The sequence below is a fragment of the Paenibacillus graminis genome (assembly GCF_000758705.1).
GTDB classification, from domain to species: Bacteria; Bacillota; Bacilli; order Paenibacillales; family Paenibacillaceae; genus Paenibacillus_AQ; species Paenibacillus_AQ graminis.
The window spans coordinates 4,781,320-4,793,513 of record NZ_CP009287.1 but is presented as its reverse complement, the minus strand read 5'-3'; the positions used below and the strand labels follow the sequence as shown (position 1 = coordinate 4,793,513).

Annotated in this window: 14 protein-coding genes; 12 read left to right on the top strand and 2 right to left on the bottom strand. The window is 54.4% G+C overall.

Translation table 11 applies throughout. The annotated features are described in order from the left end of the window. The first annotated feature begins 34 nt into the window (after positions 1-34). Positions 35-757, top strand: a complete 723-nt coding sequence (gene lipB, locus PGRAT_RS20595; RefSeq protein ID WP_025708475.1) for a lipoyl(octanoyl) transferase LipB — start codon at positions 35-37, stop codon at positions 755-757. 78 nt (positions 758-835) lie between these two features. Here the strand turns inward: lipB and prli42 are convergent, their stop codons facing one another. Next, positions 836-937, bottom strand: a complete 102-nt coding sequence (gene prli42 / locus PGRAT_RS33370) for a stressosome-associated protein Prli42 (protein ID WP_020429640.1) — start codon at positions 935-937, stop codon at positions 836-838. 96 nt (positions 938-1,033) lie between these two features. Here prli42 and PGRAT_RS20590 point away from each other — a divergent pair, with 96 nt between their 5' ends. After that, positions 1,034-2,161 (top strand): M20/M25/M40 family metallo-hydrolase, encoded by a 1,128-nt coding sequence (locus PGRAT_RS20590; RefSeq protein ID WP_025708476.1) that lies wholly within the window; start codon positions 1,034-1,036, stop codon positions 2,159-2,161. A 124-nt stretch (positions 2,162-2,285) separates the two neighbouring features. Here PGRAT_RS20590 and PGRAT_RS33365 read toward each other — a convergent pair whose 3' ends face one another. Further along, entirely contained in the window at positions 2,286-2,459 is a 174-nt protein-coding gene (locus PGRAT_RS33365) for a hypothetical protein (protein WP_155990536.1), read from the bottom strand. 77 nt (positions 2,460-2,536) lie between these two features. On the opposite strand from PGRAT_RS33365, the gene PGRAT_RS20585 reads away from it, so the two are divergent. The 10 genes from PGRAT_RS20585 (at position 2,537) to PGRAT_RS20540 (ending at position 12,017) form a co-directional block, all read left to right on the top strand. Continuing rightward, positions 2,537-3,109 carry an NUDIX domain-containing protein gene (locus tag PGRAT_RS20585; RefSeq protein WP_025708477.1) on the top strand — a complete coding sequence of 191 codons (573 nt, stop codon included), beginning with the start codon at positions 2,537-2,539 and terminating at the stop codon, positions 3,107-3,109. Next, a complete protein-coding gene (locus tag PGRAT_RS20580; RefSeq protein WP_025708478.1) occupies positions 3,100-4,293 on the top strand; it encodes an endonuclease Q family protein in 1,194 nt (397 codons plus the stop codon). The genes PGRAT_RS20585 and PGRAT_RS20580 overlap by 10 nt, the downstream gene beginning before the upstream one ends. 434 nt (positions 4,294-4,727) lie before the next feature. Next, entirely contained in the window at positions 4,728-5,360 is a 633-nt protein-coding gene (spoIIM, locus tag PGRAT_RS20575; protein WP_025708479.1) for a stage II sporulation protein M, read from the top strand. A 129-nt stretch (positions 5,361-5,489) separates the two neighbouring features. Further along, the gene (fur, locus tag PGRAT_RS20570) at positions 5,490-5,957 is read left to right on the top strand and encodes a ferric iron uptake transcriptional regulator (protein WP_025708480.1); all 468 of its coding nucleotides are present in this window, start codon (positions 5,490-5,492) and stop codon (positions 5,955-5,957) included. Positions 5,958-6,243: 286 nt separating this feature from the next. Further along, positions 6,244-6,477, top strand: coding sequence for a DUF4227 family protein (locus PGRAT_RS20565; protein WP_025708481.1), 234 nt, complete (start codon positions 6,244-6,246; stop codon positions 6,475-6,477). A 153-nt stretch (positions 6,478-6,630) separates the two neighbouring features. Then, positions 6,631-7,524, top strand: a complete 894-nt coding sequence (gene xerD / locus PGRAT_RS20560) for a site-specific tyrosine recombinase XerD (RefSeq protein WP_025708482.1) — start codon at positions 6,631-6,633, stop codon at positions 7,522-7,524. Positions 7,525-7,714: 190 nt separating this feature from the next. Further along, positions 7,715-8,893: a phosphopentomutase gene (gene deoB, locus PGRAT_RS20555; protein ID WP_042267130.1), complete on the top strand. Its 1,179-nt coding sequence runs from the start codon at positions 7,715-7,717 to the stop codon at positions 8,891-8,893. Positions 8,894-8,931: 38 nt separating this feature from the next. After that, on the top strand, positions 8,932-9,756 hold the full coding sequence (locus PGRAT_RS20550) for a purine-nucleoside phosphorylase (RefSeq protein WP_025703794.1): 825 nt from the start codon (positions 8,932-8,934) through the stop codon (positions 9,754-9,756). 63 nt (positions 9,757-9,819) lie between these two features. After that, a complete protein-coding gene (locus tag PGRAT_RS20545) occupies positions 9,820-10,686 on the top strand; it encodes a purine-nucleoside phosphorylase (protein WP_025703795.1) in 867 nt (288 codons plus the stop codon). Then, entirely contained in the window at positions 10,686-12,017 is a 1,332-nt protein-coding gene (locus PGRAT_RS20540; RefSeq protein ID WP_025703796.1) for a pyrimidine-nucleoside phosphorylase, read from the top strand. Before PGRAT_RS20545 ends, PGRAT_RS20540 begins: the two co-directional genes overlap by 1 nt. Positions 12,018-12,194: the final 177 nt, after the last annotated feature.

Genomic DNA, 12,194 nt, shown 5'->3' with positions numbered 1-12,194 from the left:
ACAGGAGACTGTAATACAAAGGGGACCTGTAAGCATGAACAGCACAGAATTAAGCTTATTGGAAGTTTCATATCTGCCTCTCATCGAATATGGAGCTGCCTGGGAGCTGCAAAAGGCGGCAGTTCAGGCAATTGATGCCGGCACGGAGCCGGAGCGGCTGATTCTTTTGCAGCATCCGCCAACCTATACCATCGGCTCGCAGCATCATCCCGAGCATCTTCTCCTCAGCGCCGGGCAGCTTAAGGAAAAAGGTATTGCGCTGTTTGAAATTGACCGGGGAGGAGATATTACATATCATGGGCCCGGTCAGCTGGTTGGCTACCCGCTGCTGAAGCTGGGGGTGGACGGCAAGGTGGATTTGCATGGCTACCTGCGTCGTCTGGAAGCTGTCATTATTGACTTTTTGGCAGGTTATGGCATAGAGGGCAGCCGGAAACCGGAGTATACCGGAGTCTGGGTCGGTGATCAGAAAATCTGTGCCATTGGGGTTAAGTTCAACAAGAGCAAATTCCGCAGAGGCTTCATTACCAGCCACGGGTTCGCGTTCAATGTCACCGCGGGGATCGGAGAACAGGGATTCCAGGGGATTATTCCTTGCGGGATTGCCGAGTACGGGGTTACCTCGCTGGAGGAATGTACCGGGCGTTCCTTTGAGCTGGGGGATGTAGCCAGCGAGCTGGTGCCTTATTTTCTTAAGCATTTTCCTTACCAAACGGCTGCTGCTGTGGAGCAGACGGACGTGCAGCAGACCGATTAAGCCTGCTCCCGCAAGTACGCTCAAGTCAAATAGCGCCCGGAGCATCCGGACGCTATTATTAACGGGCCCAGGCGGCAATTAACCGGCCAGGAAGGGCTCCAGGACGAAGAGCACGGTAGAGGCGATCATGGCGAGCAGCATAACATAAATAACGATGCGGAACCATTTTTGACGTTGCATGAGTGACTCCTTTGAAATTAGTTTAAGTTAAAGGCATATAGAATGTTTAGCACAATACTACCATTGTAACGTATCCGTGAAAGAGAGGGAAGTCCGATGATCTCACAAGAACGCTTGATTCAGGAATTCATGGAGCTTGTCCGTGTAGATAGCGAAACAGGGAACGAACGGCAGATTGCCGACGTGCTAATCGCAAAATTCAGCGCCCTGGGCCTTACCGCCATTGAAGATGATTCCAAGGAACGCACGGGACATGGGGCGGGCAATCTGTTTGTGACCTGGCCTGCCGAAGGAGGAACGGCTGCGCCTAAGCTGCTCTTCACTTGCCATATGGATACCGTTGTTCCCGGCAAAAATATTCAGCCTTCCCTTGGTGAAGACGGCTGGATTACCAGTGACGGCAGCACGATTCTCGGCTCGGATGACAAGGCGGGACTCGCAGCCCTGTTCGAAGCCATCCGTGTAATTCAGGAGCAGAAGCTGGCGCACGGACAAATTCAGTTTGTCATTACCGCAGGAGAAGAGTCGGGGCTGCTGGGTGCCCGGAACATGGACCCGTCCCATCTGGATGCCGAGTTTGGTTTTGCGTTGGATTCCAACGGCGAGGTAGGCGCCATTGCTGTAGCTGCGCCGACTCAGGCGAAGGTGACGATGCAGATTTTTGGTAAATCCGCTCATGCGGGTGTCAATCCCGAGGATGGAATCAGCGCTATTCAAGTCGCCAGCAAGGCGATTTCGGCGATGAAGCTTGGACGCATCGACAATGAAACGACAGCCAATATCGGCAAATTTGCCGGCGGCGGCCCGACGAATGTGGTCTGTGACCATGTGCAGCTGGATGCGGAAGCACGGAGCATTGTGCAGGAGAAGGTGGAGCTGCAGATCGCTTCCATGCGTGAAGCGCTGGAGACTACGGCCCGTGACTACGGCGCAGAGAGTGAATTCCGCAGTGAGATCATCTATCCGGCGTTCAGTTTTAACGAGCATGATCCCGTGGTGCAGCTGGCGGAACGAGCGATTACCTCTCTGGGGCTGACCCCGCGGCTATTTCCGTCCGGCGGCGGCAGTGATGCCAACGTGTTCAACGGGTTGAAGGTGCCAACGGTAAATCTGGCGGTCGGCTATGAGAATATTCATACTACCAAAGAACGGATCAAGGCCGGGGATATCGTCAAGGTAGCCGAACTCGTTGTAGCGATTGTAAAAGAAAGTGTAAAAGGCTAACCCTGTAGGCGGCCTATGCTGCTGCTGTAAAATGTATGAAGGAGCTGTCTCCGGTAGATTCCCGGGAACAGCTCCTTATGTTTACGCGGCTTGAAGAATATCAAGGCGGGTGCCAAGCGGTAGACTATCCGGCTTTAGTGGCACTGTTCCGCGATTCGGAGTGCAGCATCAGGATGTAGGCCAGAGGCATATCACGTCCATATTGCTTGATCCACCCGGCGATGACGGCCCTTATTTCTTCCGGTTTGCCTACCATTGTGACGGCGGATGAGCCTGTATGGACAAGGATGTTATTCATGCCTGCATTCCTTCTTTCCTCTTAAGTTTGCTATAATACACCCTATGCATACCGAAGCTAAAGGAGACCATAAACCTATGAAAAAAGATGAAATTAACCGCAACCCCGCACTGGATGAAGAAACCTTGTCCACACAGCACATTTTTGAGGGCAAAATTATTTCGCTGCAGGTGGATACGGTCAAGCTGCCTGACGGCAATACGGCAACACGCGAGGTCGTGAAGCATCCGGGGGCTGTGGCCGTATTAGCGCTGAACCAGGGCAAAATGCTGGTTGTTGAGCAGTACCGCCAGCCGATGCACCGCACGGAAGTGGAGATTCCCGCTGGCAAGCTGGACCCGGGCGAAGACCCGCTGGCTGCGGCCGGGCGCGAGCTTCAGGAAGAGACCGGTTTTCACAGCGGGGAGCTGAAGCTGCTGAAGTCATTCTACACCTCTCCCGGCTTTGCCGATGAAATCATTCACTTATATGTGACAGATAATGCCCAGTCTGGGGATATGGCGCTGGATGAGGATGAGTTCCTGGAGGTTTCCGAGCTTACCCTGGAGGAAGCGTATCAATATATTGCGGATGGGCGCATTGCCGACGCCAAAACAATGATGGCGGTCTACGCCTGGCACCTATATACGCTTACAGGCCAATGGCACTAGGGGCTAAGCTGCGGAGTTATTATTGTGATCTGCATGTGCATATCGGGCGGACATCGGCAGGACAAACTGTCAAAATCAGCGGCAGCAGCAGCCTCACCTTCGCCGGAATCGCCAAAGAGGCCGCGCAGCGCAAAGGGATGGAGCTGATCGGCATCATCGACAGCCACGCCCCGGGAGTGCTGGCGGATATCCGCGCCCTGCTCGCCTCCGGCGAGATGAGCGAAGCGGAGGGTGGCGGAATTGCCTACCAGGGAACGACTATTGTGCTGGGGACAGAGATTGAAATCCGCGAGCCAGGACGAAAAGAGTGCCATGTCCTGGCCTTCCTGCCGGACCTTGCGGCCATGGAGGATTTCAGCAGCTGGATGGGCAAGCATATGCGGAATATTAATCTGAGCTCCCAGCGGCTGTATGTTCCGGCCCGGGAGCTGCAGGATGAGATCTGCGGCCGGGGCGGGATTCTGATTCCGGCACATATTTTTACGCCACACAAAGGACTGTACGGCTGTGCAGCCGAGCGGATGGCCGATTTGTTTGATCTGGCGCGGATTGCTGCGGTTGAACTTGGACTGAGCTCCGATTCGGAAATGGCCGGGTATATCTCAGAGCTTGATCCCTTTACCTTCTTGACGAACTCCGATGCTCATTCGCTTGGCAAGATCGGCCGTGAGTATAATGTGCTCGAAATGGCACAACCTTCGTTCCATGAGCTGAAGCTCGCCCTCGCGAGGCAGGAAGGACGCAGGGTCAGCGGCAACTTCGGGCTGAATCCCCGGCTGGGCAAATATCACCGCACCTATTGTGCGGGCTGCGGCAGCATAGCCGATGAAGCGTATGCTACATCGGAGCGCTGCCCGTATTGCGGCAGCCAGAAGCTGGTCCAGGGTGTATTCGACCGGATTCTGGCCATCGCCGACCGCGAGCAGCCTTTGATTCCGGCACACCGGCCACCGTACCACTACCAGGTGCCGCTGGAATTTATTCCGGGGCTAGGCAAGCGTAAGCTGGAGGCGCTGCTGGCGGCTTTTGGTACGGAGATGAGAATCCTGCACGCTGCCGGTGAGGCGGAGCTGGCTGCTGTTGCCGGAGCGGAGCTGGCTGCTCAAATCGTAAAAGCCCGCTCCGGCACGCTGGAGCTGTCGTCCGGTGGTGGCGGGACTTATGGCAAGGTAGTAAAAGGGTAGGACGGAGCTGTCTTATGAGCAGGTGGGCTGTAAGTGGGAATGAGAGGTAAAAGTACCTCTCAACTGGCGGGAAGCGAGCTGTAGGAGGAAATGAGAGGTAAAAGTACCTCTCATTTGGCATGAAGTGGGCTATAGGAGGAAATGAGAGGTAAAAGTACCTCTCATTTGGCATGAAGTGGGCTATAGGAGGGAATGAGAGGTAAAAATACCTCTGATTTGGCGTGAAGTGGGTTATAGGAGGAAATAAGAGGTAAAAACACCTCTGATTTCGGCCGGCAGACGGTTAGCCTGCACTGGCGGCCACGAAGCATCGGCAGAACCGCCGTTGCACTCCTGCATTAACCTGGACTGTGGTTCAGGCCAGCAAGGACAAGTCATAGAGCGGGAGGTTTCCTCATATGGTGTAACATATGACCGGAAAGGAGAACGTCCCGATGCGCAGTTTGCGGCTGATGATGAAGGAACAGACGCCTCTTTATATTTTTGTCGCGGTATTATTTTTGGTTGGGGTCGTTTTCGGGGCCTTGATCGTAAGTGCGCTGACGCTGGATCAGCAGCAGGAGCTTAGCGATTACCTGGGGAATTTCTTCGTCACCGTGGATCAGCAGGGTCTGCCTGCAGCGCCGGATTCCTACTGGGAAATTGCTGCGTTGAATCTGAAATGGATTGGCCTGATTTGGATTTTGGGACTGTCTGTGATCGGCCTGCCGGGCATTCTGATCCTTGATTTTCTCAAAGGCGTGCTAATCGGCTTTACCGTCGGCTGTATGGTCAGCGAATATTCCTGGCATGGCATGCTGTTCGCGCTGGTCTCAGTTGCCCCGCATAATCTCGTGCTGATTCCTGTACTCCTGGTAGGCAGCGCTGCAGCGATAGCCTTTTCCCTGCTGATGATCCGCAGCCGGGTACTGGGCCAGCGGCGTTCTCCGGTTACCCGCCCTTTTGTTATGTATACGATGTTATCATTTGGGCTGGCAGTGCTTGTACTGGGGATTTCCGGCTTCGAGGCCTGGGTTTCACCAACGATGATGCGCTGGGTTACACCCATGCTGGTTCCAAAAGGATAAGCGGTTTGCCCAATTTCTATCCGTGTAAGCCCTGTTCTAAAAGCGTTTGACTTCTCAAAGGCACTCACCCTATAATGGAAGAAGTGATTTGAAGCCCGGTGCGGTAATTTTCCAAGGGGGAGGCAGACAATGGAAGCCCGGATAGATAAGATTAAGCAACAGCTACAATCCCAAGGATATAAGCTCACACCCCAACGGGAAGCCACTTTAAGAGTACTGCTGGAGAATGAGGAAGATCATTTGAGCGCAGAAGACGTCTTCATGCTGGTGAAGGAGAAAGCTCCGGAGATCGGTCTTGCTACTGTTTATCGTACCTTGGAGCTGCTCAGCGAGCTTCATGTTGTGGAGAAGATCAATTTCGGAGACGGCGTGGCCCGTTACGATCTGCGGACAGATACAGCGAAACATCATCATCATCATTTGATCTGCGTGCAATGCGGCACGATGGATGAGATCCGCGAGGATTGGCTTGGACCGCTGGAAGAACGGCTTGAGAAGGAATATAATTTTACGGTACTTGATCATAGACTTGATTTTCACGGAATCTGCTACCGCTGCAAGGACAAGAACAACACAGACAGCAATGCTTCCGAATAAGCTTATATAGAGCGTGAACTTAAGAATGCTACATACTTCACTTCTTCATTCTGAAGTTCATCTTGTGTAGATGAGGATTACCGCATAAGCTCTCCCCGGTACGATTTGCCGGAGGGGGCTTTTTAAATGATTTACAGAGGCTTTATACATAAAGGGAGCCCCCGGCGCATACAGTGTAGGACGAGTCAGCGGAGCGGACGGCTGCGTTTTTTTGCAGTTGCTTGTCTAAGAGTACGGAGCAGCCTAATGCCGTTATTGATTCCCACTTTTTTTAGGAGGAATTCCCATGATCGTCTCTGTGCCCAAAACCATGCGCCGGCTGTATTTTATGACAATGCTGGTGACCTTGAGCTGTCTTGCTTATTATGCGATGAGCTGGATCGGCAGCTGGATCAATCCTTATGAACAGAGTGAAATCCCCGAAGGCACGGCAATCCGGGCATTCCAGGAGGTTCCGCATTCCCCCGAAGGGCTGAGTTCTGGGGAGAGGCTGCGGTTTTATTACTGGTACGGAGAGTGAGGAATGTGCCGCAAGCAGGAAATGGCTGTGAGTCTGTCGAAAATGCTAAGACGGGACCCGGCATGGCCTGCTTTTACATAAGTACGGCCTAGGCCCCCACATTAATATGCAGCAGAATGCCGAGCAGCCTGAGTAAGACAGGAGCGTGGATTGATGAGGTCACATTTGCAGCCGTTTATGCAGTATTTGTCCGAGGACAAAGGCTTATCGCCAAGCACACTTGAGTCCTACGGGCGGGATATCTCGCAGTTTATGGATTTTGCCGATGAGCGGGGGTTGTCCTCTCCGGAAGACATCAAAAGATCACATATTATGCTCTATCTCGCGGCACAGCGCGGAGCAGGGCGCGCAGCCGCAACGGTGAACCGCAATACGGTGTCACTCCGGGCTTTTTTTCATTATTTGCTGAGGGAACGCTTGATCGGGCAGGACCCGACGCTGGATATGGACAAAATCAAACCAAGCAGCAAGCCGCCTATGGTGCTGAGTGTGGAAGAGATGGAGCGGCTGCTGAATGCACCGGGCGACGACACTCCCCAGGGCAGACGCGATAAGGCGATGCTGGAGCTGCTCTATGCTACGGGCATCCGTGTCTCCGAGCTGATCTCGCTGAACGTGGAGGATGTGCACACGGAAATGAAGTATGTCCGCTGCACCGGAGCTTCCGGCAAGGAGCGGATCGTTCCCATTGGCGCGATGGCGGCTGAAAGTGTAGCCCAGTATGCCGCTGGCATGCGGGAGAAGCTGCTGCGCGGCAATCAGAAGGAATCGGCCTTATTCCTGAACAGTCTGGGCGGAAGGCTGACCCGCCAGGGGTTCTGGAAGATTATTAAGAAATACGCCCGGGAAGCCCAGATTGAGCAGGATATTACACCGCATACTTTAAGACATTCGTTTGCGGCGCACTTGCTGGAGGGCGGAGCAGATCTGCGTTCCGTGCAGCAGATGCTTGGACATTCCGACATTTCGACTACCCAGATTTATAGCGGAATTGCCCGCAAGAATATGAAGGAAGTCTATGAGAACCATCATCCGCGGGCAAGATAGCCGGTTTCAGTGGCCGGATAGAAAAACATACCGCTAACCCTATACATGCTTAGCAGGTGCAAAAGATGCTTTTTGTGAGTAAGATCGCTATGATGGAATCATACTGAAACCTAAGGCTCCACTTGGTGGAGCTCTCTTGTTTGATCTGTGCCCCAAAGACTTGCATACTATCAAAGGAGTGAAGACGGCAATGTCCTCATTTAAACGAATCGGATTTATTGTACTGGACAGTGTAGGTATCGGCGAAGCGCCGGATGCTGAGGGGTTTGGAGATAAAGGGGCCCATACCCTGGGTCATATATTAGAGCGGGTGCCGGGTCTTAAGCTTCCTAATCTGCAGCAGCTCGGCCTTGCGAATATCGCACCGCTGCCGCCGCTTGAGCCAGTCGCTGCCCCAACCGGATATTACGGTAAAATGCAGGAGGTCTCTGTCGGCAAGGATACGATGACCGGCCACTGGGAGCTGATGGGACTCAAAATTGAGATTCCCTTCAATACCTACCCGGACGGCTTCCCGACTGAACTGATCGGGAAATTTGAAGCGGCTACCGGCCGCAAGGTGATTGGCAACAAGCCGGCCTCCGGCACCGAGATTCTGGTGGAATATGGTGAGGAGCAGATGAAGACCGGAGCCTGGATTGTCTATACTTCCGCAGACAGCGTGTTCCAGCTTGCTGCGCATGAAGATATTATCCCGCTGGAAGAGCTGTACCGCGCCTGCAAAATCGCCCGCGAGCTGACGATGGCTCCCGAATTTTCGGTAGGCCGCGTGATTGCCCGCCCTTATATCGGCGAACCGGGGAAATTCGTACGTACGCCGAACCGTCATGACTACGCCGTGAAGCCGCCGGAGCCAACGATCATGAACGCGCTGAAGGATATCGGCAAGGACGTGATTGCCGTCGGCAAGATTAACGATATTTTTACGGGGGAAGGGGTTACGGCAACCTACCCGACCAAAAGCAATGAGCATGGTATCGAAATTACGATTGCGGAGCTGCGCAAGCCGTTTGACGGCTTTTTGTTCACCAATCTGGTAGACTTCGACTCCCTGTACGGCCACCGCCGCGACCCCGAGGGTTATGGACACGCGCTGGAGGTGTTTGATCAGGCGCTGCCAGAGCTGCTCTCCACGCTGACGGAAGATGATCTTCTGATTATCTCGGCAGACCATGGGAACGACCCGATCCACAGCGGAACGGATCATACGCGTGAATATGTACCGCTGCTGGTCTACAGTCCAAGATTCAAGCATCCGGACAGCCTGGGCATCCGCCAGACCTTTTCCGATGTGGCCGCGACGATTGCCGATAACTTCGGGGCGAAGGCACCGCAGTACGGGACAAGCTTTTTGGCGGAATTGAAGTAATGAAGTCCCTGACAAACTCTTTAGGAGGCAATATAACCATGAACGCAGTAACCCAGAGCAACATTCAGGAAGCAGCCATCTATATCAAAGATAAATGTCCCGTCGCCCCGGAGATCGGCCTGATTCTCGGTTCGGGCCTTGGTGTCCTGGCGGATCTGATCACGGATGAGGTGGTCATTCCTTATCACGAAATCCCGCATTTCCCTGTGTCCACGGTAGAAGGGCATGAGGGGGAACTGCTGATCGGCATGATCGAGGGGCGCCGTGTGGTGATGATGAAAGGCCGCTTCCACATGTATGAAGGCTATGGACCGGAGACAACGGCTTTTCCGGTTCGCGTGATGAAGGAGCTGGGCGTAGCCAGCCTGCTGGTCACCAATGCCGCCGGCGGCGTGAATACGGACTTCACACCCGGCGATCTGATGCTGATTACCGATCATCTGAACCTCACCGGACGCAATCCGCTGACCGGACCTAATGACAATGCGCTGGGCGTGCGGTTCCCTGACATGTCTACCGCCTACAGCCCCCGTCTGATTGCGGTAGCCAAGGAAGCTGCGGCAGCGCAGGGTTTTGAGTTCAAGGAAGGTGTCTATGCCGGTCTGCTTGGCCCTTGCTATGAAACACCGGCTGAGATCGTAATGCTGCGCCGCCAGGGAGCGGACGCGGTGGGGATGTCTACGGTTTCGGAGACGATTGTTGCCCGTCATGCCGGTATTGAAGTGCTGGGGATCTCCTGCATCACCAACATGGCTGCCGGGATTCTGGATCAGCCGCTGAACCATGCAGAGGTTATGGAGACGGCGGATCGTGTGCGTGAGCACTTTTTGAAGCTGGTGCTGGCGTTGATCCCGAAGATGTAGGCCAGAGCATTCGGCTGAACTAACTTTTAACCATACACAATTGAATCCGGGAGGATGTTACTGATGACACAACAACACGCTAGTAGCCCTTATGGCATGCAGGTTAAAGAAGCTGCTGAGTATATTCAAGCCAAACTGGGAGCCTACGCTCCAAAAATCGGGCTGATTCTGGGTTCGGGACTTGGCGATCTGGGCGATCAGATTGAAGATGCGGTTTACTTGCCCTATGAGGAGATTCCCCACTTTCCGCGTTCGACGGTGGAAGGCCATGCCGGGCGGTTCGTGATCGGGAAGCTGGAAGGCAAGGACGTTATGATTATGCAGGGCCGTTTCCACTACTATGAAGGCTACGCTATGCGCAAGGTTGTATTGCCTGTATATGTAATGGCCAAGCTCGGCATCGGTACGCTGGTGATTACCAATGCGGGCGGCGGCATGAACCGTTCGTTCAAGGCCGGTGACCTGATGCTGATTACCGACCATCTCAACATGACCGGCGACAACCCGCTGATCGGACCCAATGATCCGGAGCTGGGTGTGCGGTTCCCGGACATGTCCCGTGCGTATGACCCTGAATATATTGCTCTGGCCAAGAAGCTGGCAGGTGAAGTAAAAGGAGTGAACGGCGAAACGCTGGTGCTGCAGGAAGGCGTCTATGCCGGAATCAGCGGCCCAACCTACGAAACACCGGCTGAGCTGAAAATGCTCGCCTACCTCGGCGGAGATGCTGTTGGGATGTCCACCGTGCCGGAAGTCATTGTGGCCAGCCACAGCAGATTGCGTGTGCTCGGCATTACCTGCATTACCGATATGGCGATTGGAGATGAGCTGGAGCCGCTGACGCATGAGCAGGTGGTGAAGGTAGCCAACCTCACGAAGCCGAAATTTATCGGCCTGGTGCGTGCATTTGTGCGTGAGGTAGAGGCGTAATGCGGGCAGTTGACCTGATTCAGAAAAAGAGAGACGGCGGAGAATTAAGCCGTGAAGAAATTGCCTACCTGATCCAGGGCTACAGCAAGGGCGAAATTCCGGATTATCAGATCTCCGCTTGGGCGATGGCAGTCTACTTCCAGGGGATGAACGCACGCGAAACCGGCGACCTGACGCTGGAAATGGCAATGTCCGGCGATCAGGTTGACCTTAGCCCGATTGCGGGCATTAAGGTGGATAAACACTCTACCGGTGGTGTGGGCGATAAAACGACAGTTGTGCTTGCACCGCTTGTTGCCTCCGCCGGCGTCCCGGTCGCCAAAATGTCCGGCCGCGGACTGGGGCATACCGGAGGCACACTCGACAAGCTGGAATCCATCAGCGGCTTCTCCATTGAGATGGACCGGGAACGCTTCTTCACCCAGGTCGGCGAAATCGGGGCAGCGGTGATCGGACAATCGGGCAACATTACACCTGCGGACAAAAAGCTGTACGCGCTGCGCGATGTGACGGCTACAGTGGAATCGATTCCGCTGATCGCAAGCTCCGTCATGAGCAAAAAAATCGCTGCTGGTGCGGACGCCATTGTGCTCGATGTCAAAACCGGCAGCGGCGCGTTCATGAAGACGCTGGACGATTCCATTGCGCTGGCGCAGGCCATGGTCGATATCGGCACGCATCTTGGCCGCAACACGGTGGCCGTCATCAGCGACATGGACCAGCCGCTTGGATACGGCATCGGCAATGCCCTGGAAATCAAGGAAGGCATCGAAACCTTGAAGGGACAAGGGCCGGCTGACCTGGAGGAAGTCTGCCTGATTCTGGGCAGCCAGATGCTCGTCCTCGGCGGCAAAGCAAAGGACGAAACGGAGGCACGCGCGATTCTGAAGTCCCACATCGAGGACGGCAGCGCGCTGGCTAAGTTCAAGCAGATCGTTGAGGCACAGGGGGGAGATGTCTCTCAGGTGGAGTCTCCCGGTACGCTGCCGACTGCGCGGGCCTTCATTGAAGTGAAGGCGGTAACTGCCGGGTACGTGGAAAGCATCCAGGCCGAAAAAATCGGCATCGCGGCCATGCTGCTGGGGGCTGGACGCGAAACAAAGGAATCGGCCATCGATCTGGCTGTAGGCATTCAGTTGTCCAAGAAAGTCGGCGCCGCCGTAGTCGCAGGTGAAACGATAGCAGTGCTGCATGTGAACGACGCTGGAGCGGACAAGGTGCAGGAGGCGGAGGCCAAGGTGCTGGAAGCCTACCTGATTTCCGCCGAGCCGGTGCCGCCGCAGCCGCTGGTGTTCGCGCTGGTAACCAAGGATGGGGTAACGCGGTATTAATAAGACTTGGTTTGTAAAGCAGCATAAGGGATCCGTCATTGACGGACCCGAAAATAAGCAACAGCGGCAGCCATGGACGGGAAAAAGTCCTGAACTGCCGCTGTTTTTATTGATTAGGAAATGATGATTTCTTTCGCCTGTGTATATCATATGCATGAAATTTGGGCTAAGTAGACG